This window comes from Shewanella sp. FDAARGOS_354 (genome assembly GCF_002209245.2).
GTDB lineage: Bacteria > Pseudomonadota > Gammaproteobacteria > Enterobacterales > Shewanellaceae > Shewanella > Shewanella xiamenensis.
In genome coordinates this window covers 807147-832917 of record NZ_CP022089.2, presented here as the reverse complement: position 1 = coordinate 832917, position 25771 = coordinate 807147, and the positions used below count along the sequence as shown (strand labels likewise).

Sequence of the window (25771 nt, the reverse complement as noted above, 5' to 3'; positions counted from 1 at the left end):
TACAATAAATAATATAGGGAGATTAGCGGAGATCAATGGATTTATTGTCATGGGTACAATTTGGACACCGGATCTAGAGGCATTTACAGGTCCTAAATATCAACGTCTCGTCAGTGCGATCGAACAAGGCATTTTGTGTAAGACCCTGCCCCATGGCACAAAACTCCCACCACAGCGGCGTTTAGCCGATGCACTTGGAGTGACCATAGGCACAGTCACACGAGCCTATGCCCTTGCAGAGCAGCGTGGCTATGTGGAAGCGCGTATTGGTGATGGTACCTATGTCAACGCCTCTCCCGTGCCAGAGCTCAGTCATTTGCAGCTCAATATGGCGACTTGTCAGCAACCGTTGACGGATCAAATAAGTACGCTGAGTGATTGCCTAAGCCAACTGGCTAAGGATCCAGCGAAACTGAGTCAACTCCTTGGCTATCGCGCCAGCCCCTTAGATCAACATCAACAGGTATTTCACCACTGGCTTTTACTACGCGGTATTGAACAGCAACCCGAGCAACTGATCTTTACCCATGGTGGGCAACAGGCCATTTTTGCCTGCCTTAATGCCTTCCTAGCCAAGGGCGAGGTGCTCCTGCACGAGCAGTACAGCTATCCCGGTGTGCGTATTTGCGCGAAACAATTGGGTATCAATAGTATTGGCGTGCCGTTAACCGCTGACGGGGTCGATCTGGCAAGATTCGAGGCCTTAGTACAAATTCATCAACCTAAATTGGTGTACTTAACCCTCAACAATCAAAACCCCACCTGCATTCAATACAGTGAGCCACAGAGAGAAAAACTGTTGGCACTCGCGGAGCAGTACCAGTTTTATATCATTGAAGATGATGTGAATTATTCTCTCCCCGAGGAATGGCACCCTCCACTGTGGCAGTTAGCACAGACGCTGAATGTACCGAGGGTCATTTACATTTCAAGCCTTTCTAAGCTGTTTTCTGGGGGCTTAAGGCAAGGTTTTATCCTCGTACCCGAGCCGCTTATCGCACCATTGCGCCTCGCCATTCATAGCCAATGCTGGATGGTTTCGCCGCTCAATGTGGAGCTCGCCTGTCAGCTAATCAAACGCGGGCACATCACGGCCAATCGCGATGCGATTATTCGCGCGCGTCAGCAGCAATGCATAGCATTGGGCGACAAGCTAGGGTTAACTCAGCGCTGGCGGGGTTTAAATGGCTGGATCCAGTTACCCGAAGACATTAAAGCCCATCATCTGGTGACCGCCTTAGCAGCAAAAGGTGTACTGATCCGCAATGGGGATGACTTTAACTGTCATGATAACTTTATCCGTTTAAGTTTAGGTGGCGCCGAAAACGATACCCAATTCCAGCTTGCGCTCGAATGCATCGAATCCACCTTTAACGCACTCAAGCAAAACGCCTATTCAGTCGTTTAACCTTGCATTTTTATCGCGAGAAAGAAGCAAAAAGAAACGCCAGAGTGGTGCTCTGGCGTTTTAAGCTTACTTACAAGCATTTAAGATGTTGAGATCTAAAGTTATCGCACCTTGAACAGAAGCTATGGCTATTGCACCTTGATCTGGTACACGCTGGTTGTGCCACTGACTTCATTACCAATGATCAACAGAGGCTGACCATTAGGACTCTTCTCGGCACTCACAAACTTCATGCCTTCTGGCCCTAAATCGCCCGCTAAACTGGCATCACCTTTCACTTCACCCGTATCTGTATTAATGCTGAAACTCGCGTCAAAATCACGGTTTACCACATAATCCACAAAATGCACGTCAAAGGGATTTGTCACGTCGTAAATCATAAAACCAGAGGTACGTTCAAGCCCGATAAAGGCATAGCGTTTTTGGCCAATTTTGCCTAGAACTAAGGCTTCTGGCTCGGGTCCTTTATCATCACTGCGACTATCGCCTTTGTTTTCTTCATTGTTATTGTTGAAGTTATTGCCTAACAAGGCTGCGGTGATCCGCTCAAAATCGCTGCCACTGTCAAACACCTGTTGACCATCGGCGGTCCAGATTGAGAAAGAACGCGCGCCGAAGCTCACAATTTTGTCATAATCGCCGTCGTTATCGTCATCCCCCATACTCTTAGTCACTTTCAAACGGGCTAATTGGGTCTTATCTTTTGCGGCAGCAAATTGTGGATGATTAGGATCTAAAGTTAAGTCACCGGCACGGGCTTCCTCCGAAAACCCAGCATAATCACGGGAATCCCCTTCGTTTGCGGTAACAATAAAATCAGCATTATTCCAACGGTAACTCGCAACTGTATCGGGTTGATACATGCCATACACGCCCGCATAGGCCTGAAGGTTGACCATATCATCCTGGTCACTTGCATCAATTTTATTCACATCAAGACCATAATCCTTCAGTCCTAAGGGTAAAATCTTCGTTACTTTGGCATTGGTGATATCAATCACCGCGATGGCATTGTTCTCCTGCAAGCTCACAAAGGCTCGGCTGTTATCGGGGCTGACACTGATAAACTCAGGCTCCAAATCTTGCGCGACAGTGGCCATTGGGCCATTGATTTTAATGTCCTTGGTGATTTCATTATAGCGAGCATTGCCCTGATTAAACTCGGTGAATGTCACTAGCGTCGCCGTTGCTGCGGGTTTACCATCCGCAATGGCGATAATGGCTACACTACCCTCAGGATCGATACTATAGTCTTGATTTGGTTCACCTTCATTCGCAACGAGTACCGTTTTGCCATCATGACTAAAGACTACGTTATCTGGTAATGCACCGACTTCAACCGCGCTGAGATACTGCGGTGTCTCATTGCCATTGAGTTGGTAGAAAGCCACATAGCCATTGGCTTGAGTCTTATTGCCCGCTGCATCGCCGCGCTCAATGGCCGCCGCTAACAAGTTACCATAAATACTGACACTGTTAACGCTGCCCATAAAACTCAAGCCCACATCTTTAGCGACATCCAGCTCGCCGAGCTTATCAAGATTATTCAAGGCTAATAGCGCAGTTGCCTCAGCAGCATTGCCAAGTAAGTTGGCATCGATAATGTCGACTTTACCGCTTCTCGCATTGACCACAAAAATACGCTGAGAAGCACTATGGTATTCAACAATCTCAGCAGCGCTCAGGCCATAAACGCCCGTTTGATGACGACCAATAAGCTCCGCCTTGACTCCAACTGCTTGGGGTTGGCAAATAAATTGCGTTTGCGCCGCATCGATTTCAGTCTCTTCCAACTTACCATTACGATTCGCATCAAGCCCGGTATCGATACGTTGACCACCGGCGGGACAGTTTGCATCACCAATAGAGAGTGGGGTTACTTTAACTAATGAATTTAAGCCGTTATCCCCCTGCTCACCATTGGTACCGTCATCACCATTACAGGCACTAAGGAGTAAACTTGCCAGTATCGCACCGGCCAGCGGCAGTCGTTTTGTGTTCATTGCATCATTCCTGAATGTGTTGTTATTAGTCGTAGGGTTAAGCTAAAGCTCATTAAACTAATCTGCATTCAAGACGTTTAGATGACATACAGATGACACTGGGGTGACAACCTCAGTCGAATGAATGACGCTCAGGCGTACATTGGTAAATTAATGCAATACAAGGACAGTAAAGCGATTTTGGTTACAATTTAAGTGTAAAGATATCGTCATCGAGATTGGCTTATTTGCCCGAGCATTTTACTATGTTATGGCTTAATATCCTTATACTCGATGACAAGAGCTATCATTCAGTTCAACTGTTGGCTGAGTCTTCGCTGGCCACTCATTTCTTCCCTATACTCCTCCAATGTTCATGGCGAAATTACGCTATGGTAATTGAGGCAAAATGAGTCGCCATTAGGCAAAATTGTTACCCTACAATTTTGGTTTTCGAGTTACATAACACTTAATATCGCCTTCTTTCGCCACCCGAGGTAACTGTGGACCCACAACCGTCAAGCTATCCGACTAAACCGAGCAGCATTCCCCACTTGGCACTGCTGATCCCTATGCTCGCCGCTATTGTTGCGATCACGCCGCTCGCGATCGACATGTATTTGCCCGCTATGGCAACACTTGCCCAGAGTTTTCATACCGATATCACCTTAGTGCAACAATCCTTGAGTGTTTACTTAGGCGGCTACGCCCTCGGCATGCTGTGCTTTGGGCCGCTTGCTGACCGTATTGGCCGTCGTCCCATGGTGATTATGGGACTATCAGGTTTTATGTTAGCTAGCCTGTTGTTAGGCTTAGCCGAGCAGATTGAAGTGTTTTTGGGCCTGCGCTTTTTACAAGCTTTTATCGGCGCAGCGGCCACTGTGGTTGTCCCTGGCTATATCAAAGAAGTCTATGGTGAAAACACGGCTAAAGGTATGTCTTATGTCAGTTTAATCATGATGTTAGCGCCATTATTAGCCCCTAGTATTGGTAGTCTTATCCTCGAACTTGGCGAATGGCATTTGATCTTCTTTATCCAATCAGCCTATGCCCTGTTATTACTGATGTTGGTCATTACGCTGCTGAGAATGCCCAGCGATAAAGATCAAAGTAGCCGCAGCCAAAAATCTTTTTTGGGCGCCTATGCCACTGTGTTTTCACGCCCAGGCGTCAAAATGAATATTGCCAGCGGTGTGCTCACCTCTTTTGCCTTTTTCTGTTATTTAACGGCATCGCCCTTTGTCTATATGGAGGTTTTTTCATTAGATAAATCCTTATTTGCCCTACTCTTTAGTACCAATGTGGGCGCTCTGATGCTGGCAAATATCATCAATACCCGAATTGTGGGCCGTTATGGCTCGTTAAGGATGTTGCACGTGTCGACTTTCTTAGGAGCGCTCGCAGCTGCAGGTTTACTGGGAGTGAATTTATTGGGTCTCAGTTACCACTTTACGGTATTAATGCTTATTCCACTGATGGGTTCTCTTGGCATTATGTCAGTTAATGCTGATGCCATTGTGTTAATGAAATTTAAGCAGGAAACCGGCACGGCAACTGCGGTGATTGGCACCTTAAGATTTGGCTTTGGTGCCCTTGCAGGACCATTACTCGCGCTGTTTTACAATGGCACCGCAGTGCCCTTCTCGGCATTAATGTTGACGGCGGTATTATTGGTGGGATTCTGTCAATTTAACCGACAGACTCATCAAGCCAAACCAAAGCAATAATCTGCGCCTTTATGCCGCGTAAGCGAAGCAATCAAAGTTTTCATCGCTTTTGTGGTTGATTTGTAACAAATTAAGCTTTCCCTAAACAAACGGCACTTAGGTTATATAGTATCTTGGTGCCGTTTTTCATTGTAAATTACCTAACCCATTCTAATTAAAGTGATTAAATAAAATTTTCACACACGAAACTCCCGTTTAATGAGCATTTATCGTGCCTAAACATGAAATTGTCTCAAGTTGGTTATTTTTTACAGAAAACCCTTGAAATGTGTTCTTTTTTGAATATGATGAAATTCTGTTCATTGCAACAGCTGCTGCATCCAAAGGGATGAGCGCTTGAAATCGATGATTTCAAGTTCAGCAAACGGAGTCTGAATTACCCTTCAGGCTTATTTTTAGAGCGATTACCGTCGCTGTAACAAGATACTGTTTACCGTAACGGTACTATGCAATAGGAGTTTCACATGGAGAAGTTATCCGGCGCCAGCATGATTGTGCGTTCCCTTATTGATGAAGGGGTAAAGCACATATTTGGTTATCCTGGCGGCTCAGTGTTAGATATCTACGACGCCCTGCACCTTATCCCCGGTATTGAACATATTCTGGTTCGCCACGAACAGGCCGCCGTGCATATGGCCGATGGTTATGCCCGAGCTACGGGAAAAGTAGGCGTAGTACTCGTGACCTCAGGCCCAGGTGCCACCAATGCCATTACTGGCATCGCCACCGCCTATATGGATTCGATTCCATTAGTGGTGTTATCTGGCCAAGTGCCGAGCAATCTAATCGGTAACGATGCGTTCCAAGAATGCGACATGATTGGGATTTCACGCCCAGTCGTCAAACACAGCTTTTTAGTCCAAGATCCCACTCAAATTCCTGAGATCATTAAAAAAGCCTTTTATATTGCCTCCACGGGTCGTCCTGGCCCCGTCGTGGTAGACTTGCCCAAGGATTGCCTCAATCCGGCATTACTGCACGACTATATTTACCCCGAGAGCATAAAAATGCGCTCCTATAATCCAACGACATCGGGCCATAAAGGTCAAATTCGTCGAGGATTACAGGCATTATTAGCAGCGAAAAAACCCGTGCTCTATGTGGGTGGCGGTGCGATTATTTCTAGCAGTGAAAAGCAGATCTTAACCCTAGCAGAAAAGTTAAATATCCCCGTTGTCAGCACCTTAATGGGCCTTGGCGCCTTCCCTGGCACCCATAAAAACAGCTTAGGTATGTTGGGGATGCACGGTCGCTATGAAGCTAACATGACCATGCATAACTGCGATCTTATCTTCGGAATTGGCGTGCGTTTCGATGACAGAACCACCAACAACATCGAAAAATACTGCCCTAACGCCACCATCTTACATATTGATATCGACCCCTCATCGATTTCAAAAACCGTACGAGTGGATATCCCGATCGTTGGCTCGGCCGATATTGTATTAGACAGCATGTTAGCCCTGCTTGAAGAATCGAAGGAGAGCAACGATAGCGAGGCGCTCAAGCAATGGTGGCAAGAAATCACTGTGTGGCGCGAGCGTAACTGCTTGGCATACGATAAGGAAAGTCATCGGATCAAACCACAACAAGTGATCGAAACCCTATACAAACTCACTAATGGTGAGGCCTATGTCGCCTCGGATGTGGGCCAGCATCAAATGTTTGCCGCACTCTATTATCCCTTTGATAAACCCCGCCATTGGATTAACTCCGGTGGCCTTGGCACCATGGGCTTTGGTTTACCCGCAGCCATGGGGGTCAAAATGGCAATGCCAGACGAAACCGTCGTGTGCGTAACGGGCGATGGTTCGATTCAAATGAATATTCAAGAGCTTTCAACCGCTCTGCAATACGATACGCCGGTTAAAATTATCAACTTAAACAACCGTTTCCTCGGCATGGTCAAACAGTGGCAGGATATGATCTACTCGGGTCGCCATTCCCATTCCTATATGGATTCGGTACCCAACTTCGCCAAAATTGCCGAAGCCTATGGCCATGTTGGCATGACGATTAGCGATCCTGCTGAGCTTGAGTCTAAGATGGCCGAAGCTCTTGCCATGAAAGACAGACTGGTATTTATCGACATTATGGTGGATGAGACTGAGCACGTGTATCCGATGCTTATCCGCGGCGGCGCGATGAATGAAATGTGGTTAAGCAAAACGGAGAAATGCTAATGCGTCGAATTATATCTGTATTACTTGAGAACCAGTCCGGCGCCCTATCCCGTGTTGTCGGCCTGTTTTCCCAGCGCGGTTATAACATTGAAAGCTTAACCGTGGCGCCGACCGATGATAATACCTTGTCACGTCTTAATATATCACTTGTCGCCGATGAGAAAGTGCTTGAGCAAATCGAGAAACAACTGCACAAGTTGGTCGATGTGCTCAAGGTGTCGAATGTCACCGAGTCAGCTTATATCGAGCGGGAACTGGCACTGGTTAAAGTCCGTGCCCAAGGGGAGCTTAGGGAAGAAATTAAGCGCACCGCCGATATCTTCCGTGGGCAGATTGTCGATGTCACCGCCAATCTTTACACCATCCAATTAGTGGGCACGACCGAAAAACTCGATGCCTTTATTCATTCCATGGGTGAAGTGACCAAAGTCGTTGAAGTATCGCGCTCGGGCGTTGTCGGCTTAGCTCGCGGCGAAAAAGCGATGAAAGCCTAAAGAGCTTATATAAAGATAAGGCTTAGAAAACATCTCCAATTCGAGCCAGACAAGAGATAACAAGAAGGGGAGCATTTAGCTCCCCTTCTTTACCCGTGCGATTCAGGATTAGGATTGACCATCTAATAGGCGTGAAGTGGTGATTTCAATCTTGCGTGGTTTTAACGCTTCTGGGATTTCACGCACTAAATCAATGTTCAATAAACCATTCTCTAAGCTGGCACCCAATACGGTCACATAATCAGCCAGTTGGAAGGTGCGCTCAAAACCGCGCTCGGCAATACCTTGGTATAGGTATTTACGCTCAGTTTGGCTTTCGGCCTTATTGCCTTTAACCAGTAATTTCTCACCTTCGCTACTGATCTCAAGCTCTTCCATCGAGAATCCTGCCACGGCCATCGTAATGCGATAACGATTTTCGCCGAGGAGTTCAATATTATATGGAGGATAACCTGAGTTGCCATTATTGGCGGCAGCATGTTCTGCCATCTGGGCTAAACGATCAAAACCAATAGCACTACGGTAAAGAGGAGTTAAATCATAAGTACGCATATTCATATCCTTATCTTAAGCAATATGGGAAATTGGCGAACGGTTTTCAGGTTGAAAACACACATTTGTTTCGCCTAAATTAACTTCTGTCCTAACGGCACAGAATCGATTGGGATCCTCATCGAGCGATCCTGCAATAGATATAAGGATAGGAAAGCGGATTTCAAGGAAGTTTTTTAAATTTTTTTAAAAACTGAATAAAAATAACCTGTTACTAGCATTAAACACTTTGTCCTTGGCGTAGTTAGCAAAATGCAGCCAATAAAAAAGGAGCACTAAGGCTCCCTTTTTCGGTCTCGCACTCAGATTAACGAGTACGTGGACACAGATTAACGAGTACGTGGACACAGTTCTTCAGCACTGAAGAAGTATGCAATTTCACGTTCTGCAGATGCTAAAGAATCAGAACCATGAGCTGCGTTTTCGTCGATGCTTTGAGCGAAATCAGCACGGATAGTACCAGGAGCTGCTTGAGCTGGGTTAGTTGCACCTAAAATTTCGCGGTGAGCTAAAACAGCGTTTTCGCCTTCTAATACTTGAACCATGATTGGGCCAGAAGTCATGAAAGCAACCAGAGCACCGAAGAAGCCACGCTCGCTATGCTCAGCATAGAAACCTTCAGCTTGTTCTTTAGTCAGGTGTAACATTTTAGCTGCAACGATCTTCAGACCAGCAGTTTCAAAACGGTTGTAGATTGCACCGATGTGGTTTTTAGCAACAGCATCAGGCTTAATGATAGAAAATGTGCGTTCGATCGCCATAACAAGCTTCCTTTGTCAGCAAGTTTGAAAAAATTCGCGCGGATTATACGAAATTTAAAAAGTAAATCCTATCTTTAAAGCACATAAGTCTGAGATATTGCGCACATTGGCTGGATTTGTAACCAGATTGATCACACAAAAAAACGCCAGTTGTCATTTAAGGGCAACTGGCAATTTATTATCGAGATATCTCTAAGGAGATGAATACAGGAGTAAGTATTATCAAATTAGCTTACTTTCTATTTTTTGCCCAAATTCCAGCCCAAGCAATCAAAGCAACCAAAATAACCGCTGGCGCTAAATCGAGCAAATGATGGAATAAACCGACACCGCCATGACCAGGATGAGCCCATGCCAACGCGGGTAACAGTGTGAATAACATAGCAAACAAAAGTTTCATGTGAACATCCTTGCGTTGCGAGAATAATATTAAGCGGTTAACTGCTTAACCGATAAGTAACAAGGTACGTTATTCAATAAAAAGGAATTTGATACTGATCAAACTCCGACTAAAATCCCATTTCACAGCCAAATAAGCGTGATGGATGTCACGCAAATTGATTATTTCGTGGACAAGTTGCCGCAACAACAAGGTGAGGAACTGATGTTATTTTTCCTCGATCCAGCATTGTTGAATAGCTTCTAATACCTTTTCATTGCAATGTTTAGGATCGTCATCAAAATCCTCTAGCGCTAACACCCACTCATACAACTCGGTAAAATGCAGTTTGCGGGGATCAACATCTGAATGTTTTTCCAGTAATTCCAAGGCGATATCTAATGAATCAATCCACTTTAATGACATCCTCTTTCCCCTATGCAAACGGACATTTCAACGCATTTCACCTGAGTTTAGCTTAATCACCACTCACTTTACGCTTGAGTTGTTTTTTTTGTCTTAATTGCGTTTTTCTCAACAAACTCGATTATCGCCCCAGCGACATCCTTAGCTGTAGCACCTTCAATCCCTTCAAGGCCTGGTGAAGAATTCACTTCCATCACTAATGGGCCATGGTTGGAACGCAATAAATCCACCCCCGCAACGTTCAGGCCCATGGTCTTAGCGGCACGAATAGCCACTGAGCGTTCTTCAGGCGTAAGTTTAACTAAACTTGCCGTACCACCACGGTGGAGGTTTGAGCGAAACTCCCCTGGCATGGCTTGGCGCTTCATCGCGGCGACTACTTTATCACCAAGGACAAAACAACGAATATCCGCACCGTTAGCTTCTTTGATATATTCTTGTACCATGATATTAGCCTTTAATCCCATAAAAGCTTCAATCACGCTTTCGGCCGCTTTACGGGTTTCAGCCAGAACAACGCCAATACCTTGAGTGCCCTCAAGCAATTTAATCACTAACGGCGCGCCACCGACCATATCGATTAAATCAGGAATATCGCTTGGCTTATTGGCAAAGCCGGTGATCGGCAAACCAATACCACGACGTGACATTAACTGCATTGAACGCAGCTTATCGCGGGAGCGTGAAATGCCGACAGAATCATTGAGCGCATAGACACCCATCATCTCAAACTGGCGTAGCACCGCAGAGCCATAAAAGGTAATTGATGCGCCGATACGTGGGATCACCGCATCAAAGGGCGGTAATTCTTCACCACCAATATGAATGCTCGATTGGCGCATATTGATGTTCATATAGCATTCGAGCGGATTGATCACTTTGACTTCGTGACCACGTAATGTCGCAGCCTCAACGAGTCGCTTTGTGGAATATAGCTCAGGCCCTTGCGATAGGATCGCGATTCTCATTCTGGTCTCCGACAACCATTTCATTTTGAGCGCATAATACGCTTGCTTAAGGATAAATCAATCATGGCTATTATTGCTTGCGCAAATGCTAGTCTACAAAAGACAAAAACCAGTCACTAGGACTGGTTTTTGGCGATTTCAGCACAAAAGTGACTTAGCCCTGAAGAATCCCCTGATGATTTACAAATAAATCATCAAATTAGAGTGGAAGCGCATCTTGTTGCATGATCAAATGGTTTCGCTAAAAACTACACTTGGACAACAAGATGCGCGAAGCCAATATCCTACAACATTCTTTACACCAATACTGCCCAGAACTTCACCTAAAACGATTAAACAGCTTGATGCTGGCCTCTAAGGCACTGATTGAATGTAAGACACTGACCTTGACTGAGTTAGGTCGAAATTTATCAACCACGGCCCGAACCAAGCACAACATCAAGCGCATTGATCGTTTGCTCGGCAACACGCATCTGCATCAAGAACGGTTAGCTGTCTACCAATGGCATGCCAGCCTCATCTGTTCTGGTAACCCTATGCCGATTGTGCTCGTCGATTGGTCAGACATCCGAGAGCATAAACGCATCATGGCTCTGCGCGCCTCAATAGCCTTCAATGGCCGCTCTATTACCCTGTATGAGAAGTCCTATCCCCTATCAGAACAATGCTCTAAGGCCTCCCACAACGGTTTTTTAGCGGACTTAGCCAAGATTTTACCTTTGCATGTTACCCCTCTCATCGTGACTGACGCGGGGTTCAAAGTGCCTTGGTACAAAGAGGTTGAGGCGCATGGTTGGTTTTGGCTAAGCCGTATTCGCGGTACAGTTCAATTTGCAGATATTGGCGCTGAAAATTGGCGTGCAGTTCGCAGTACACATGACTTGGCCAACGGTCAAGCGAAGAGCCTGGGTTGTAAGACCTTGACCAAAACTAACCCTATCAATTGCCATCTCACGCTTTATCGTAGCAAACCTAAGGGGCGTACAAATCAGCGTTCAACGAGGACTAATTGCCACCATCCATCGGCAAAAACGTACTCAACATCGGCGAAAGAGCCTTGGGTGTTAGCCAGCAATTTACCACCAGAATCTCGGAGCCCAAAGCAGCTGGTAAACCTGTACGCCAAACGTATGCAAATAGAGGAAACCTTTCGTGACCTCAAAAGCCCGGCATACGGCTTTGGCTTACGCCAAAGTCGTACCAACAGTCCAGAGCGATTCGACATCATCCTACTGATAGCGTTGATGGTTCAATGCCTGTTGTGGCTAGTTGGTTTACACGCACAGCAACAGGGCTGGGATAAGCATTTTCAGGCCAATACCATTGGGCATCGAACGGTACTCTCAACGATTCGCTTGGGATTGGAGGTGCTCAGGCGGCCTGATTATCAAATCACGGAGAAAGAATTGCTGGCGGCCTGGGTATTATTCGCCAATCAGTTGCTCAAATATGGCTATGCTATGGCTGATTTATGAGGGGATCCTTCAGCACCAGTACTAAAGTTAATCTCACTTAATCCGGCGTCTTTTAACTTTTCAGCAATTGTTCTTGCATTCGAAAGTGTATTACCCCAGTAACCGTTAGTTACGCAACGCGACATCTTCCCATTTAATGTTGCAGCTTGAATGCCAGCATAAAGATCACTTTTAAGGGTGAAGCATTCGCCGCCACTAAACACTATCATTTTAAGATCCGGTGTTTTTCAAGATAGTTGTCACTCTTTGTTTAAATATTAAGCTGCATTTATTACGCCTTCTTCTGGTGCCTTATCTGGGTTGAGTGTTACAGCGCCAACCGCTTCACAATTTCTGATCTCTGTAGACCAACGCATCGGTTTTCTTTCCTTCGCCGCCTCAAGCACTTTCTTGCGCTTCGCTAAAATAGCGCCATCTTGCAGTGCATGACGTTGCCCTGGTGAGACAAAATTTAGCTGGCTGTGTTTATGCTCATCGTTGTACCAGGTTACAAACTTTTCCACCCATTCTCTTGCTGTTGCTAAGCAGCTAAAACCTGATGCCGGCCACTGTGGGCGGTATTTCAACGTTTTAAATAACGACTCTGAAAAGGGGTTGTCATTACTCACCCTCGGCCGACTTAATGATGCCGTAATACCAAGCTCTTCCAGCTTGGCTTTCATGGTCAGTGACTTCATCGGCGCCCCATTATCAGAATGCAGCACTAATGGCGTGTTAAAGCATTGCTCGCGTAACAGACAGCGTTGGATTAGCGCAGCGGCATATTCCCCACTTTCTTGCTCATGAACTTCGTAACCCACTATTTTTCTACTGTAAATATCTTCAAACAGGTACAAATAGTAGAACTGGCCTTTGACGATTGAGGCTAAATAAGTGATGTCCCATGACCACACTTGATTCGGCCCATCTGCCCGATAACTCAACGGTTTGCTTCGATTGACCGCAGCCTGAGTGCGGCCACGATGGTTAAGTTGACCATGAGCATTTAACACTCTGTAGAAGCTGGATTCCGAGGCGATATAAATCCCGTTATCTAATAATGTTGGCACAATTTGCGACGGGGGTAAGCTGGCGTACTCCGTTTGATTACACACGCTTAATATCTGTTGTCGCTCATGTTCTTCGAGTTTATTGGCCGGCTCTGGTCGAGCTGCTGTCGGCCTTAAATCAGCTTGTACTTGACCTTCTCGATACCAACGTCGATAGGTACGCTTACTGAGGCCCGTTTCTGCACAAGCCTTATAAAGGCGAGCACCATTGGTATAGGCCTCTTGGATTAAGGCAATCAATGCTATGCGCTCAGGCAAAGGGGTTAGCTCTCCTCGCTGTCGTCCCCCCAGAGCGCATTGAGCTTTTTTCTGAGCACCAGTAACGCAGCAGCTTCAGCCAGCGCTTTCTCCTTATAGCGCAATTCCCGTTGCAGCGATTTGATTTCGGCTTTGTCAGCCTTAGCCTGCTGTTTAATGGTTTTAGTTTGTACTTCTGAGGTTTGAAAACCAGCTAAACAATCCTGTTTCCACTGCTGTACTTGCTCGCGGAACAAGCCCTTTTCACGGCAATACTGGTTTATCTCCGCTTCCGACAGCGGCGCTGTTTCAATAATCACGGCAAGTTTTGCTTCAGCCGACCAATCATCGGCTGTTAATGTTTTACCTGGCACGGGGCGACCTTCTTTTCTGGCAATATCTCGCCAATGATACAAGGTTTGCACCGCGATGCCTTCTTCCCGAGCGACCTCTGCGACCGTTAAGTTGTGAGGAGGTAATAATTTTTTAAGGATCGCCTCTTTACGTTCTGGTGAATACCGAGCCCTGAAGGATCCCCTCATAAATCAGCCATAGCATAGCCATATTTGAGCAACTGATTGGCGAATAATACCCAGGCCGCCAGCAATTCTTTCTCCGTGATTTGATAATCAGGCCGCCTGAGTACCTCCAATCCCAAGCGAATCGTTGAGAGTACCGTTCGATGCCCAATGGTATTGGCCTGAAAATGCTTATCCCAGCCCTGTTGCTGTGCGTGTAAACCAACTAGCCACAACAGGCATTGAACCATCAACGCTATCAGTAGGATGATGTCGAATCGCTCTGGACTGTTGGTACGACTTTGGCGTAAGCCAAAGCCGTATGCCGGGCTTTTGAGGTCACGAAAGGTTTCCTCTATTTGCATACGTTTGGCGTACAGGTTTACCAGCTGCTTTGGGCTCCGAGATTCTGGTGGTAAATTGCTGGCTAACACCCAAGGCTCTTTCGCCGATGTTGAGTACGTTTTTGCCGATGGATGGTGGCAATTAGTCCTCGTTGAACGCTGATTTGTACGCCCCTTAGGTTTGCTACGATAAAGCGTGAGATGGCAATTGATAGGGTTAGTTTTGGTCAAGGTCTTACAACCCAGGCTCTTCGCTTGACCGTTGGCCAAGTCATGTGTACTGCGAACTGCACGCCAATTTTCAGCGCCAATATCTGCAAATTGAACTGTACCGCGAATACGGCTTAGCCAAAACCAACCATGCGCCTCAACCTCTTTGTACCAAGGCACTTTGAACCCCGCGTCAGTCACGATGAGAGGGGTAACATGCAAAGGTAAAATCTTGGCTAAGTCCGCTAAAAAACCGTTGTGGGAGGCCTTAGAGCATTGTTCTGATAGGGGATAGGACTTCTCATACAGGGTAATAGAGCGGCCATTGAAGGCTATTGAGGCGCGCAGAGCCATGATGCGTTTATGCTCTCGGATGTCTGACCAATCGACGAGCACAATCGGCATAGGGTTACCAGAACAGATGAGGCTGGCATGCCATTGGTAGACAGCTAACCGTTCTTGATGCAGATGCGTGTTGCCGAGCAAACGATCAATGCGCTTGATGTTGTGCTTGGTTCGGGCCGTGGTTGGTAAATTTCGACCTAACTCAGTCAAGGTCAGTGTCTTACATTCAATCAGTGCCTTAGAGGCCAGCATCAAGCTGTTTAATCGTTTTAGGTGAAGTTCTGGGCAGTATTGGTGTAAAGAATGTTGTAGGATATTGGCTTCGCGCATCTTGTTGTCCAAGTGTAGTTTTTAGCGAAACCATTTGATCATGCAACAAGATGCGCTTCCACCCTAATTTGATGATTTATTTGTAAATCATCAGGGGATTCTTCAGGACTTAGCCTTCGCTCACCATATTGACAGTGTATTTAGGCATTTCAATCACCAGATCGCAATCAACCACTTTAGCCTGACAGGATAAGCGGCTCTCAGGCTCGAGTCCCCAAGCTTTATCAAGCATATCGTCTTCAAGTTCATCACTTGGCTCTAGCTCATCAAATCCTTCACGCACAATGCAATGGCACGTAGTGCAAGCACAGGATTTTTCACAGGCATGTTCGATATTGATGCCATTGCGCAGCGCCACATCGAGAATCGTTTCACCTACTTCAGCTTCCAACACTGCGCCATCGGGACACAACTCAGCATGGGGAAGAAAGACTAACTGGGGCATCACATCACCTATATCTTGTCAATTGACTGACCTTTAAAGGCCACTCGAATAGAATTATCCATACGTTTTGCGGCAAAATCTTGAGTATGTTCATCAAGAATTTCGATCGCATTTTTAATTGCATCAGCATCATCACCGCCAGCGACGTGAACCAGCTGAGCCATCACAGTATCAATCTGCTGACGCTCATCGCTTGTGAGTAAGTCACCATCTTTAGAGAGCGCTGCATTCAAGGACTCAAGCACCCTCGCCGCCTCAACTTGCTGCTCAGCCAGCATACGGCGGCTGATATCTTCTTTAGCATGCTTCATCGAGTCTTTGAGCATAGTCGCGATCTCAGTATCCGATAAACCAAACGAAGGCTTGACCTGAATGCTCGATTGCACGCCAGTGGATTTCTCCATGGCCGTCACACTTAATAATCCATCAGCATCCACTTGGAAGGTCACCCGGATATGGGCAGCACCTGCCGCTAACGGTGGAATACCTTTTAAAGTGAAGCGTGCTAGAGAGCGACAATCGTCAACTAACTCGCGCTCACCCTGCACGACATGGAACGCCATCGCCGTTTGCCCATCCTTGAAGGTGGTAAACTCTTGGGCGCGTGCCACGGGGATAGTCGTGTTACGAGACACCACTTTCTCCACTAAACCGCCCATGGTTTCAATCCCTAACGACAAGGGGATCACATCGAGCAGTAATAATTCAGATTCGGGTTTGTTACCGACCAAAATATCAGCCTGAATCGCCGCGCCAATGGCGACAACACGGTCAGGATCGATTGAAGTTAATGGCGCTTTACCAAAAAAGGCTTCAACTTGCTCACGGACTAATGGCACGCGGGTAGAGCCGCCAACCATGACGGTTTCAAGCACTTCATCAGCCGTTACGCCCGCATCACGTAGGGTGCGGCGACAACTTGCGATGGTTTTCTTCACAAGCGCAGCAATGAGGCTCTCAAATTGCGCCTTAGTAACCACTTGTTTGAGCACCGAACCATCGGCAAGGGTAAGACTAGCCTCAGTATCACTCGAATCGGTTAAGGCTTCTTTCACCCGGCGCGCTTCAATCAATAGCTGGCGACTTAACTGAGAGTCGATATCAGTCAGCTGCCACACTTGCTGCATATGTGCTTGTAAAAGATGATCAAAATCATCACCACCGAGCGCAGAATCGCCGCCCGTAGCCAGTACTTCAAATACGCCACGGTTTAAGCGCAAAATAGAAATATCAAAGGTGCCACCACCGAGATCGTAAATGGCAATAACACCTTCTTGCTTAGAGTCTAAACCATAGGCAATCGCAGCCGCAGTGGGTTCATTTAATAGGCGTAAAACATTAATACCCAATAACGATGCTGCATCCTTAGTTCCCTGACGCTGGGCATCATCGAAATACGCAGGCACAGTGATCACTGCACCTTGCAGCTCACCGCCAAGGGTTTTTTCGGCGCGTTCAATTAAAGGACGTAAAATTTCGGCAGAAACTTGCACCGGATTCACTCGACCTTGGGGCGTCACAAACAGCGGTAAACCATTTTCACTGGCTTCGAATTGATATGGGAAAGATTGCTCGCCAGCTTGGATATCCGCAAGGCTACGCCCCATGAAACGTTTAACGGAAACGATAGTGTTTTTAGGATCCTGCGCTGAACTTAACGCCGCCACATAACCCACTTCAATTCCATCATGAGTGTAACGAACTATCGAAGGTAAAGAATGCTGTCCGTTTTCATCGGGCAAGGTTGCCGTTACGCCACTGCGTACAGCAGCCACAAGTGAATTGGTTGTACCTAAATCGATGCCAACGGCAAGTCTATGTTGGTGTGGCGCGGCACTTTGTCCGGGCTCAGCAATCTGCAAAAGGGCCATATGTATCCAACTTAGTAACGCCGACTCAAATCAATCGGAATCGGCAAAATAACTGCAATAAGAAAAATTAATCGAGCAACGCGTCTTCGATACGCGTCAGTTCATCGTGTAATTTTGCCATAAATTTAAGTTTGCGAACTTGATCTGCCGCTAACAAGGCGTCTTCGTCACTGCCACTGCTCAGCTGTGAAGCCAATACTTTATTCAACTGAGCGCGGTAAGTCGCAAAAGAATCGTACAGTTCATCAATGCTGGCTTGGGGATCGGCGCTATCACGAATATCTTCAAGTGCTTCACGCCATTCCATCTGCTGCATTAAAAATGCAGTATCTTTCACTGTCGTGGTCTCATGACTTAAATCAATACCACGCAGGGAGAGCATATGCTCAGCACGGCGGATGGGGTCTTTTAGGGTTTGATAACCGTCGTTGACTTGTGCGGTGCGTTGCACCGACAACAACCGTTGTTGCTCGGTATCATTGGCAAACTTATCGGGATGAACCGCACGTTGCAGGTCGCGGTAGCGTTCTGCAAGCAATGCGGTGTCAATATCGAAGGTAGGAGAAAACTTAAACAGCTCGAAATAATTCATGCGTCAATTCGGCAATTAAACAGTGAAACTCTCACCGCAACCGCACTCACCTTTTGCGTTCGGGTTGTTAAATTGGAAACCTTCGTTCAGTCCTTCTTTAACAAAATCCAATTCAATGCCCTGAAGATAGATAAAGCTTTTCGCATCAATAATGATTTTTACACCATCAATATCATATACTTCATCGTCATCGTTCAGTGCATCAACAAACTCAAGCACATAAGCCATACCTGAACAGCCTGACGTCTTTAAGCCGAGGCGCAGACCAATGCCCTTGCCTCGATTTGCTAAGAAAGACCTGACGCGTTCAGTTGCCGCTGGGGTCATTGTAATTGCCATCTTAACTCCAGATGTTACTTAGCTTGTTTAGATTTGTACTCGTCAATCGCCGCTTTAATGGCGTCTTCAGCCAAAATAGAACAGTGGATTTTTACGGGTGGCAGAGCTAACTCTTCAGCTATATCAGTGTTTTTGATCGCCGCAGCTTGCTCAATTGTCTTGCCTTTAACCCACTCAGTAACCAGTGAGCTTGATGCAATCGCACTACCACAACCATAGGTTTTAAACTTTGCATCTTCGATAATGCCATCAGCGCCGATTTTCAGTTGTAACTTCATCACGTCACCGCAAGCTGGTGCACCCACCATACCGGTTACGACTGAAGGATCGTTTTTATCGAAAGAACCAACGTTACGTGGGTTCTCGTAATGATCTATCACTTTTTCACTGTAAGCCATGATACTGCTCCAAAATTATCTATTGTCATTAGTCGAATTAATGATGGGCCCACTGCACCTGATTCAGGTCGATGCCATCTTTAAACATTTCCCACAATGGAGACATTTCTCTTAATTTATCAATAGATTGAGTAATAACTTCAATAGCGTGGTCGATTTCTTCTTCGGTGGTAAAACGGCCGATAGAGAAACGAATCGAGCTATGCGCCATTTCATCATTTAAGCCCAGTGCACGTAACACGTAGCTCGGTTCTAAACTGGCTGAGGTACAAGCCGAACCCGATGAAACCGCTAAATCTTTTAATGCCATCATCAGTGACTCACCTTCAACATAGTTGAAACTAACGTTGAGACTGCCACTCACACGCTGAGTCATATCACCGTTGATATAGGTTTCTTCAATGTGTTTGATGCCATTCCATAATTTGTCACGCAGCTTAGCAATACGCGCGTCATCTGTTGCCATTTCAGCTTTTGCAATCGCCGCAGCTTCACCTAAACCGACAATTTGGTGAGTTGGCAGAGTACCACTACGCATACCCCGCTCATGACCACCACCGTGCATTTGCGCTTCTAAGCGGATACGGGGTTTACGACGAACATACAAGGCACCAATCCCTTTAGGACCATACATTTTGTGGCCAGAAATGGAGATCAGATCTACTTTAGTGCGTTGCACATCAATCGGTACTTTACCAGCACTTTGCGCCGCATCCATATGGAAAATAATGCCTTTTGAACGGCATAACTCACCGATTGCATCGATATCGTGGATCACACCGATTTCGTTGTTGACGTGCATAATACTGACGAGAATAGTATCGTCACGCATAGCCGCTTCTAAGCGCGCCATCGGAATAATGCCGTTGGATTCTGGTTCTAAATAGGTGACTTCAAAACCTTCACGTTCAAGTTGACGGCAAGTATCTAACACAGCTTTGTGTTCAGTCTTACTGGTGATAATGTGCTTGCCTTTCTTATTGTAGAAATGCGCAACGCCTTTAATGGCGAGGTTATTCGACTCAGTTGCACCAGAGGTAAACACGATTTCACGGTGATCTGCATTGATAAGATCAGCCACTTGGTTGCGAGCGACATCTACCGCTTCTTCAGCTTGCCAACCATAACGGTGAGAACGTGATGCTGGGTTACCGAAAATGCCATCCATCGTCATGTATTGGAACATTTTTTCCGCAACTCGCGGATCAACTGGCGTGGTGGCGGCATAATCTAAATAGATAGGAAGCTTCATAACACACTCCGTACTTAGCAGTCTCTGCCGAGGCTACATACAACGTACAAAAATAATTTTTATCGTATAACAAAAAGCCTATAAGCTGACTCTTTGCTCCTTTTGCATAGTGTCTTGCTTAAGCGAAATAAATTGCACATCTCGTTTCTGCATTAAGCCCGCAAGACTGATACCATCTAAAAAATCTGAAATTTGTTTGCTTAAATCACCCCAAAGCGAGTGCGTTAAGCAGCGAGTTCCACTCTGGCAATTGCCTAATCCTTGACAACGAGTCGCATCGACAGACTCGTCAACGGCATGAACCACCATGCCAACAGAAATATCATTTGCCTCTAGGCCTAAACGGTAACCACCACCAGGACCTCGGACACTTGCCACTAGGCCATGTTTGCGTAACTTTGCGAAGAGTTGTTCCAGATAGGAAAGCGAAATCCCTTGTCTTTCAGAGATATCCGCCAAGGGAACTGGTCCTGAAGCTGAGTGGATAGCCACATCAAGCATTGCGGTTACTGCATAACGACCTTTAGATGTAAGTTTCATAACTACCATAGCTCCCGAACAGGTATGGAGCTATTTCAACATACCCGAGTAAATCAGTCAAGTATAAAACCGAGTAAAACACTCAAGTATTTAAGCGTGCCGTTAACCAATACCCTTTCATCTTGGTGGGGTATTTAACCTTTTTCTGCCCTAAGATTCAATGCCAAAGGGGCAATTAATCACCCAAATTGGCCTGATATCGGGATCTAACGCACTATCTTGAAATGAAAGCAGAGCACACATGCCCAAAGTGTTCAAAAGCTATACAATGGGATTTGCACTATCGAAATAAAAGCGTTAGCAGAGTGGTGACACTCTAAAAGAAATTGCATCTACTCTGCTATTTTCAGGACTATATACTTGGATCAAACTCATCAAGCGCACTTTGGCGCTTATCAGCAGCCGCCTTTTCGACATCGTTAAAATCGCCAACATTCAGCTCTGGCAATCTTTCGGTGCATACATCGCCACCTAAACGCTGGATAGCTTGACACAATTCCTGCACCTTTGAGTCCATTAAATGCATATGGTCCAGCATTTGACCAATCGCGTTAGCAACGGGATCGGGATTATCAGGTGAGACCGCGTAAGCATCGAAACCATACTTCTTAGCCATAGCACTACGGCGTTCGGATTTTTCTTTTGATTGTGGTGAGGGTGTTGCTACCACACGCCCAGGAATACCAACCACTGTCGTATCCTTAGGTACATCTTTTACTACAACAGAATTTGAGCCGACACGCGCCCCATCATGCATAGTGATAGGACCTAAGATTTTGGCGCCAGCACCGACAACGACGTTATTACCCAGTGTTGGGTGACGCTTACCTGCTTGCCAAGTGGTGCCGCCCAATGTCACGCCGTGATACAAGGTGCAATCATCGCCAATTTCAGCGGTTTCACCGATTACCACGCCCATACCATGGTCGATAAAGAAACGGTCGCCAATAGTAGCACCAGGATGGATCTCCACTCCGGTCAACCAACGCGAAAAAGTCGATAAACAACGAGCCATTAAGCGCCAATCACGCTTCCATAATTTATGGCTTATCCGGTGCAGCCAAATGGCGTGCATGCCAGGATAATTAACCAAGATCTCAAAGGCGCTACGCGCCGCGGGATCACGGTGATATATAGATTCAATGTCTTCTTTTAGCCTAGCTATCACACCCATTACTCAATCCTTCGCGATTACCGTTATGTACCAAATTTGCTTTGGCTATTTTTGTTTATTACCCACCACTTTATCAATCGAAGTCAAAATTCCCCGAAGAATATTCATTTCTTGACTTTCGATACGTGCACGGCTGAATAGACGGCGTAACTTTGTCATCACTTGGCCGGGATGGTTTTTAATAATAAAGCCTGTCGATGATAAGGTACTTTCAAGATGTACAAAGAAACGCTCAAGATCGGCAGAGAGTGGATATTCTTCAACCTCTTGTGACACCGCCGTTTGGGCTAAATGTGCCACACGCGTCTCATAACAAATGATTTGCACAGCCTGCGCGAGGTTCAATGAGCTGTATTCAGGGTTAGCAGGAATCGCCACATGGTAAGTACATTGCTGTAATTCTTCATTAGTTAACCCATGATTTTCACGACCAAAGACGATGGCGACAGGCCCAGTTATCCCTTCGGTCACCAGCTTTTGTCCCGCTTCTCGCGGATCGAGCATAGGCCAATCCAAGGTACGGCTACGGGCACTGGTGGCAATCACCAAACTGCAATCGGCGATGGCTTCTTCTAAGGAATCCACTTTAACCAGATGTTTTAAAATGTCCGAAGCGCCTGCGGCCAAGGCAATGGATTGACCGTCCACTTCACATCTTGGTTCGGCAAGATACAGGGTTGATAACCCCATCGTCTTCATCGCTCTGGCGGTTGAGCCAATATTGCCGGGGTGCGATGTCCCCACTAAAATCACCCGAATATTACTTAGCATGAAACGACTTAATTTAATTCACAAAACACAGGGAGCGAATACTATCACAGGCGTGCGCGAATGCTTATATGAAAATCGGTATTTGATATAACAATCAAATCGAGTATAATGCCGCCCGCTATTTTTAACGTTCTTTAACATCCAGGGGATTGCAATGCATCCGATGCTGACGATTGCTGTTCGCGCTGCTCGCGCGGCCGGCCAAACTATTATGCGTGCCTACACTGAACTTGACCGAGTTGAAGTCAGTGCTAAAGGTATCAACGATTTTGTTACCAGTGTAGACAAGGAAGCAGAAGCCGCTATTACCTATCAAATTCGTAAATCTTACCCGGATCACACTATCGTGGGTGAAGAAAAAGGCGAAAACCGCGGTGAAAACAAAGACTATATTTGGATAGTCGATCCTCTGGATGGCACTAACAACTTCGTTAGAGGCATTCCCCATTTTGCGGTTTCTATCGCACTCCAATACAAAGGCAAAACTGAAGTTGCCGTTGTTTATGATCCAGTTCGTGAAGAATTATTTACCGCTATCCGTGGTAAAGGCGCCAAATTAAACGATTTCCGTATTCGCGTGACCAATGTTAACGAACTAGCACCAACCATTATCGGTACAGGTTTTCCATTTAAAGCCCGTCAACATACCGAAACCTATATGGCCATTTTCGGCGAAGTGTTTGGTCATTGTTCAGACTTACGTCGCACAGGTTCTGCAGCATTAGATTTAGCCTATGTGGCCGCAGGCCGTTTAGACGGTTTCTTTGAAATTGGCTTAAAGCCATGGGATATCGCTGCTGGCGATCTGTTATGTCGTGAAGCGGGTGGCACAGTCACTGACTTTACTGGCGGTCATAACTATCTGATCTCTGGCAATATCGTTGCGGGTTCTCCGAAAGTGACGACCGAATTAGTAAAAACCATGCGTCCTTTACTAAACGAAGGCTTAAAGCGTTAATCACGTTTAGCGCAAAACAAGACCAAAAAGGCCAGTGATATTATCACTGGCCTTTTGTTTTTGAGCTTTTAAGTGCAGAACGGTAGCGCCAGTTATCTGCCCGCCAATGCCTGCGCAGGGCCAATTTGACTTGCTTTCCATGCAGGATACAGGGTTGCAATCAGGCTCATTATAAACGCGGTGGCAATCACTAAACCGGCATCCGCCATATGCAGTTCGGAGGGAAGAAAATCCACAAAATACACATCCGCAGATAACAATTGGATCCCAAGTAATTGCTCAATGCCACGAGCAATAGCACTGAGATTAATGGCTGTCGCAATACCAATCACCCCACCGAGCGCACACCCCACTAAACCGTTTAATGCCCCCTGCACCATAAAAATGCCCATTACCGATAAACGGCTCAGTCCCATGGTCATCAGGATCGCAATTTCACTGGCCTTATCGCGCACCGCCATCACCAAGGTCGAGACAATATTGAAACAGGCCACACCAATCACCAGTACTAATACGAGGTACATTATGGTGCGAACCAATTGAATATCTTGATATAAATGACCTTGTGTTCGAGTCCAATCACTAATATACACTGACTGATTCAACGCATAACCTAACTCGCGAATTTTCGCTGGCGCATCGAATACCTGTGCCACACTAATGCGAACCCCCGTCACGCCTTGATGTAAATTCAGGATATTTGCCGCATAACGCATGGGAATATACGCGGTGGTTAATTCAAGCTCTCCACCTAAGCGATACACACCTGACACCACAAAGCGATGGCTTTTTGCAGCACGTAAGCTTCCCGCATGTTCAGGGTCAAGATCTTGTACATACAGCGCCAGCGTATCGCCGACTTCGAGGCCTAATTTTTTCAGCAAACTTTCACCAAGGACGATGTGATTATCATCTTCACTCAAGCTCTGCCAAGTCTCGGAATTCATAAATTGCGACAATGTAGAGACTTTTGCCTCTTGTTCAGGATCAATGCCAACGACAGCAAGCCCCTGAAAACCACCGGGCTTTTGCACCAAACCCTGCATACGAATAAAAGGTGCCGCCGCCGTAACGCCTTCAATCTGCAACGCGGTTTGCTCAACAGCTCGCCAGTCAGCAATCGGCTCATTCACGCCTACCACATCGGCTTGGGAGATCACCCCGAGTAAACGTTGCTCCAGCTCGCGCTCAAATCCATTCATCGCCGAGAGCACGATAATCAATACGGCGACGCCTAAGGCGATACCCGCTGTCGATGCAAAGGAAATAAAGCTAATAAAACTATTGGATTGGCGCGCACGGTAAAAGCGCCAACCAATCGAGAGGGCTAATGGTCCTTTCATTGGGCGCTATCCGGTACTTGCAGATAACCATTTTTCATGGTGAGTTGTCTGTCCATCCGCGCCGCCAATTTAGGATCGTGGGTGACCACCACAAACGCGGTACCGAGTTGATTGGCCAATTCACGAATAAGTTCATACACGGCCTCACCGCTCTTGGCGTCAAGGTTTCCCGTTGGCTCATCGGCCAGCACTAACTTGGGTTTGTTGATAAGCGCCCGGGCAATCGCCACCCGTTGCCGTTCACCGCCCGAAAGCTCAGCAGGAATATGGCTCATTCTGTGCCCAAGCCCAACTCTCTCGAGCAAAACCTTGGCATCGGCCTGCGCCAATGTGCGATCACGACCTTGGATAAATGCCGGCATAGCCACGTTTTCAAGGGCGGTAAATTCAGGCAATAAATGATGGAATTGATAAATAAAGCCTAAATCCTGATTACGGATCTGCGCCTGGCGCGCACTGCTCACTTGATATAAATCCTCACCTGCCAACAACACTTTGCCCGATGACGGTTTATCAAGCGTCCCCATAATATGCAGTAACGTACTTTTACCAGATCCTGAAGTGCCCACAATCGCCAGCTGTTCACCCTTAAATACCTGTAAATCCACATCAGACAACACCTGCGTGGTTACATCGCCGTCGTGATAACTCTTACTCACCGCCTGCACTTGCAGTAACACATCTTGCATTGAGATTCTCG

Annotated in this window: 25 protein-coding genes; 6 read left to right on the top strand and 19 right to left on the bottom strand. The window is 46.4% G+C overall.

All coding sequences use genetic code 11. The features are described 5' to 3' along the window. Window positions 1-49: 49 nt before the first annotated feature. Entirely contained in the window at window positions 50-1408 is a 1359-nt protein-coding gene (locus CEQ32_RS03815; RefSeq protein WP_055646612.1) for a PLP-dependent aminotransferase family protein, read from the top strand. 128 nt (window positions 1409-1536) lie between these two features. Here CEQ32_RS03815 and CEQ32_RS03810 read toward each other — a convergent pair whose 3' ends face one another. Further along, window positions 1537-3411, bottom strand: a complete 1875-nt coding sequence (locus CEQ32_RS03810) for a choice-of-anchor I family protein (protein WP_055646613.1) — start codon at window positions 3409-3411, stop codon at window positions 1537-1539. Window positions 3412-3893: 482 nt separating this feature from the next. On the opposite strand from CEQ32_RS03810, the gene CEQ32_RS03805 reads away from it, so the two are divergent. The 3 genes from CEQ32_RS03805 (at window position 3894) to ilvN (ending at window position 7794) form a co-directional block, all read left to right on the top strand. Then, window positions 3894-5117 carry a multidrug effflux MFS transporter gene (locus CEQ32_RS03805; protein ID WP_088585528.1) on the top strand — a complete coding sequence of 408 codons (1224 nt, stop codon included), beginning with the start codon at window positions 3894-3896 and terminating at the stop codon, window positions 5115-5117. A gap of 464 nt (window positions 5118-5581) precedes the next feature. Continuing rightward, a complete protein-coding gene (locus CEQ32_RS03800; RefSeq protein WP_088585527.1) occupies window positions 5582-7300 on the top strand; it encodes an acetolactate synthase 3 large subunit in 1719 nt (572 codons plus the stop codon). Beyond that, window positions 7300-7794 carry an acetolactate synthase small subunit gene (ilvN, locus tag CEQ32_RS03795; RefSeq protein WP_011072288.1) on the top strand — a complete coding sequence of 165 codons (495 nt, stop codon included), beginning with the start codon at window positions 7300-7302 and terminating at the stop codon, window positions 7792-7794. The genes CEQ32_RS03800 and ilvN overlap by 1 nt, the downstream gene beginning before the upstream one ends. Window positions 7795-7902: 108 nt before the next feature. Here ilvN and CEQ32_RS03790 read toward each other — a convergent pair whose 3' ends face one another. The 5 genes from CEQ32_RS03790 to rimK form a co-directional block, all read right to left on the bottom strand. Then, a complete protein-coding gene (locus CEQ32_RS03790) occupies window positions 7903-8346 on the bottom strand; it encodes an Hsp20 family protein (RefSeq protein ID WP_011622519.1) in 444 nt (147 codons plus the stop codon). A 329-nt stretch (window positions 8347-8675) separates the two neighbouring features. Then, window positions 8676-9107, bottom strand: coding sequence for a nucleoside-diphosphate kinase (gene ndk, locus CEQ32_RS03785; protein WP_011072285.1), 432 nt, complete (start codon window positions 9105-9107; stop codon window positions 8676-8678). 232 nt (window positions 9108-9339) lie between these two features. Next, window positions 9340-9507, bottom strand: a complete 168-nt coding sequence (locus tag CEQ32_RS03780) for a hypothetical protein (protein WP_037418345.1) — start codon at window positions 9505-9507, stop codon at window positions 9340-9342. A 207-nt stretch (window positions 9508-9714) separates the two neighbouring features. Then, window positions 9715-9912 (bottom strand): Fe-S cluster assembly protein IscX, encoded by a 198-nt coding sequence (gene iscX, locus CEQ32_RS03775; protein ID WP_037418347.1) that lies wholly within the window; start codon window positions 9910-9912, stop codon window positions 9715-9717. Window positions 9913-9980: 68 nt separating this feature from the next. Next, the gene (gene rimK, locus CEQ32_RS03770; protein ID WP_037418350.1) at window positions 9981-10880 is read right to left on the bottom strand and encodes a 30S ribosomal protein S6--L-glutamate ligase; all 900 of its coding nucleotides are present in this window, start codon (window positions 10878-10880) and stop codon (window positions 9981-9983) included. Window positions 10881-11146: 266 nt separating this feature from the next. On the opposite strand from rimK, the gene CEQ32_RS03765 reads away from it, so the two are divergent. Beyond that, entirely contained in the window at window positions 11147-12355 is a 1209-nt protein-coding gene (locus CEQ32_RS03765) for an IS4-like element IS10A family transposase (RefSeq protein ID WP_088585401.1), read from the top strand. Window positions 12356-12612: 257 nt separating this feature from the next. On the opposite strand, the gene CEQ32_RS03755 is transcribed toward CEQ32_RS03765, so the two are convergent. The 11 genes from CEQ32_RS03755 to trmJ form a co-directional block, all read right to left on the bottom strand. Then, window positions 12613-14183 (bottom strand): IS3-like element ISSpu6 family transposase gene (locus CEQ32_RS03755; RefSeq protein WP_088585399.1). Its coding sequence is split into 2 segments (ribosomal slippage): window positions 12613-13706 and window positions 13706-14183, totalling 1572 coding nucleotides; the frame shifts between segments, so codons are not numbered across the junction. Further along, on the bottom strand, window positions 14180-15388 hold the full coding sequence (locus CEQ32_RS03750) for an IS4-like element IS10A family transposase (RefSeq protein WP_001206290.1): 1209 nt from the start codon (window positions 15386-15388) through the stop codon (window positions 14180-14182). Before CEQ32_RS03750 ends, CEQ32_RS03755 begins: the two co-directional genes overlap by 4 nt. Before the next feature lie 109 nt (window positions 15389-15497). After that, window positions 15498-15833 carry an ISC system 2Fe-2S type ferredoxin gene (fdx, locus tag CEQ32_RS03745; protein WP_037418353.1) on the bottom strand — a complete coding sequence of 112 codons (336 nt, stop codon included), beginning with the start codon at window positions 15831-15833 and terminating at the stop codon, window positions 15498-15500. 8 nt (window positions 15834-15841) lie between these two features. Beyond that, window positions 15842-17704, bottom strand: a complete 1863-nt coding sequence (gene hscA, locus CEQ32_RS03740) for a Fe-S protein assembly chaperone HscA (RefSeq protein ID WP_037418355.1) — start codon at window positions 17702-17704, stop codon at window positions 15842-15844. 67 nt (window positions 17705-17771) lie between these two features. Next, on the bottom strand, window positions 17772-18296 hold the full coding sequence (gene hscB / locus CEQ32_RS03735; RefSeq protein WP_037418358.1) for a co-chaperone HscB: 525 nt from the start codon (window positions 18294-18296) through the stop codon (window positions 17772-17774). A 15-nt stretch (window positions 18297-18311) separates the two neighbouring features. Next, on the bottom strand, window positions 18312-18635 hold the full coding sequence (iscA, locus tag CEQ32_RS03730; protein ID WP_011072278.1) for an iron-sulfur cluster assembly protein IscA: 324 nt from the start codon (window positions 18633-18635) through the stop codon (window positions 18312-18314). 14 nt (window positions 18636-18649) lie between these two features. After that, complete coding sequence (gene iscU / locus CEQ32_RS03725; RefSeq protein WP_011072277.1) at window positions 18650-19033, bottom strand: Fe-S cluster assembly scaffold IscU; 384 nt, start codon at window positions 19031-19033, stop codon at window positions 18650-18652. Window positions 19034-19070: 37 nt separating this feature from the next. Then, entirely contained in the window at window positions 19071-20285 is a 1215-nt protein-coding gene (locus CEQ32_RS03720; RefSeq protein ID WP_037418361.1) for an IscS subfamily cysteine desulfurase, read from the bottom strand. A gap of 78 nt (window positions 20286-20363) precedes the next feature. Next, window positions 20364-20825 carry a Fe-S cluster assembly transcriptional regulator IscR gene (iscR, locus tag CEQ32_RS03715; protein WP_006081858.1) on the bottom strand — a complete coding sequence of 154 codons (462 nt, stop codon included), beginning with the start codon at window positions 20823-20825 and terminating at the stop codon, window positions 20364-20366. Window positions 20826-21177: 352 nt separating this feature from the next. Continuing rightward, window positions 21178-21999, bottom strand: a complete 822-nt coding sequence (gene cysE, locus CEQ32_RS03710; RefSeq protein ID WP_037418369.1) for a serine O-acetyltransferase — start codon at window positions 21997-21999, stop codon at window positions 21178-21180. A 45-nt stretch (window positions 22000-22044) separates the two neighbouring features. After that, a complete protein-coding gene (trmJ, locus tag CEQ32_RS03705) occupies window positions 22045-22770 on the bottom strand; it encodes a tRNA (cytosine(32)/uridine(32)-2'-O)-methyltransferase TrmJ (RefSeq protein ID WP_037418371.1) in 726 nt (241 codons plus the stop codon). 154 nt (window positions 22771-22924) lie between these two features. Between trmJ and suhB the strand changes: the two genes are divergently transcribed. Next, window positions 22925-23728 (top strand): inositol-1-monophosphatase, encoded by an 804-nt coding sequence (gene suhB, locus CEQ32_RS03700; RefSeq protein WP_011072272.1) that lies wholly within the window; start codon window positions 22925-22927, stop codon window positions 23726-23728. A gap of 92 nt (window positions 23729-23820) precedes the next feature. Here the strand turns inward: suhB and lolE are convergent, their stop codons facing one another. Next, window positions 23821-25071: a lipoprotein-releasing ABC transporter permease subunit LolE gene (gene lolE / locus CEQ32_RS03695; protein ID WP_088585526.1), complete on the bottom strand. Its 1251-nt coding sequence runs from the start codon at window positions 25069-25071 to the stop codon at window positions 23821-23823. Next, window positions 25068-25760, bottom strand: a complete 693-nt coding sequence (lolD, locus tag CEQ32_RS03690; RefSeq protein WP_088585525.1) for a lipoprotein-releasing ABC transporter ATP-binding protein LolD — start codon at window positions 25758-25760, stop codon at window positions 25068-25070. Before lolD ends, lolE begins: the two co-directional genes overlap by 4 nt. Window positions 25761-25771 lie beyond the last annotated feature (11 nt).

What these genes read in the sequence shown, in the direction of transcription:
- CEQ32_RS03815 (WP_055646612.1), top strand. Translation starts at nt 50, where the DNA reads ATGGGTACAATTTGGACACCGGATCTAGAGGCATTTACAGGTCCTAAA.
- CEQ32_RS03810 (WP_055646613.1), bottom strand. Translation starts at nt 3,411, where the DNA reads ATGAACACAAAACGACTGCCGCTGGCCGGTGCGATACTGGCAAGTTTA.
- CEQ32_RS03800 (WP_088585527.1), top strand. Translation starts at nt 5,582, where the DNA reads ATGGAGAAGTTATCCGGCGCCAGCATGATTGTGCGTTCCCTTATTGAT.
- ilvN (WP_011072288.1), top strand. Translation starts at nt 7,300, where the DNA reads ATGCGTCGAATTATATCTGTATTACTTGAGAACCAGTCCGGCGCCCTA.
- CEQ32_RS03790 (WP_011622519.1), bottom strand. Translation starts at nt 8,346, where the DNA reads ATGCGTACTTATGATTTAACTCCTCTTTACCGTAGTGCTATTGGTTTT.
- ndk (WP_011072285.1), bottom strand. Translation starts at nt 9,107, where the DNA reads ATGGCGATCGAACGCACATTTTCTATCATTAAGCCTGATGCTGTTGCT.
- CEQ32_RS03780 (WP_037418345.1), bottom strand. Translation starts at nt 9,507, where the DNA reads ATGAAACTTTTGTTTGCTATGTTATTCACACTGTTACCCGCGTTGGCA.
- iscX (WP_037418347.1), bottom strand. Translation starts at nt 9,912, where the DNA reads ATGTCATTAAAGTGGATTGATTCATTAGATATCGCCTTGGAATTACTG.
- rimK (WP_037418350.1), bottom strand. Translation starts at nt 10,880, where the DNA reads ATGAGAATCGCGATCCTATCGCAAGGGCCTGAGCTATATTCCACAAAG.
- CEQ32_RS03765 (WP_088585401.1), top strand. Translation starts at nt 11,147, where the DNA reads ATGCGCGAAGCCAATATCCTACAACATTCTTTACACCAATACTGCCCA.
- CEQ32_RS03750 (WP_001206290.1), bottom strand. Translation starts at nt 15,388, where the DNA reads ATGCGCGAAGCCAATATCCTACAACATTCTTTACACCAATACTGCCCA.
- fdx (WP_037418353.1), bottom strand. Translation starts at nt 15,833, where the DNA reads ATGCCCCAGTTAGTCTTTCTTCCCCATGCTGAGTTGTGTCCCGATGGC.
- hscA (WP_037418355.1), bottom strand. Translation starts at nt 17,704, where the DNA reads ATGGCCCTTTTGCAGATTGCTGAGCCCGGACAAAGTGCCGCGCCACAC.
- hscB (WP_037418358.1), bottom strand. Translation starts at nt 18,296, where the DNA reads ATGAATTATTTCGAGCTGTTTAAGTTTTCTCCTACCTTCGATATTGAC.
- iscA (WP_011072278.1), bottom strand. Translation starts at nt 18,635, where the DNA reads ATGGCAATTACAATGACCCCAGCGGCAACTGAACGCGTCAGGTCTTTC.
- iscU (WP_011072277.1), bottom strand. Translation starts at nt 19,033, where the DNA reads ATGGCTTACAGTGAAAAAGTGATAGATCATTACGAGAACCCACGTAAC.
- CEQ32_RS03720 (WP_037418361.1), bottom strand. Translation starts at nt 20,285, where the DNA reads ATGAAGCTTCCTATCTATTTAGATTATGCCGCCACCACGCCAGTTGAT.
- iscR (WP_006081858.1), bottom strand. Translation starts at nt 20,825, where the DNA reads ATGAAACTTACATCTAAAGGTCGTTATGCAGTAACCGCAATGCTTGAT.
- cysE (WP_037418369.1), bottom strand. Translation starts at nt 21,999, where the DNA reads ATGGGTGTGATAGCTAGGCTAAAAGAAGACATTGAATCTATATATCAC.
- trmJ (WP_037418371.1), bottom strand. Translation starts at nt 22,770, where the DNA reads ATGCTAAGTAATATTCGGGTGATTTTAGTGGGGACATCGCACCCCGGC.
- suhB (WP_011072272.1), top strand. Translation starts at nt 22,925, where the DNA reads ATGCATCCGATGCTGACGATTGCTGTTCGCGCTGCTCGCGCGGCCGGC.
- lolE (WP_088585526.1), bottom strand. Translation starts at nt 25,071, where the DNA reads ATGAAAGGACCATTAGCCCTCTCGATTGGTTGGCGCTTTTACCGTGCG.
- lolD (WP_088585525.1), bottom strand. Translation starts at nt 25,760, where the DNA reads ATGCAAGATGTGTTACTGCAAGTGCAGGCGGTGAGTAAGAGTTATCAC.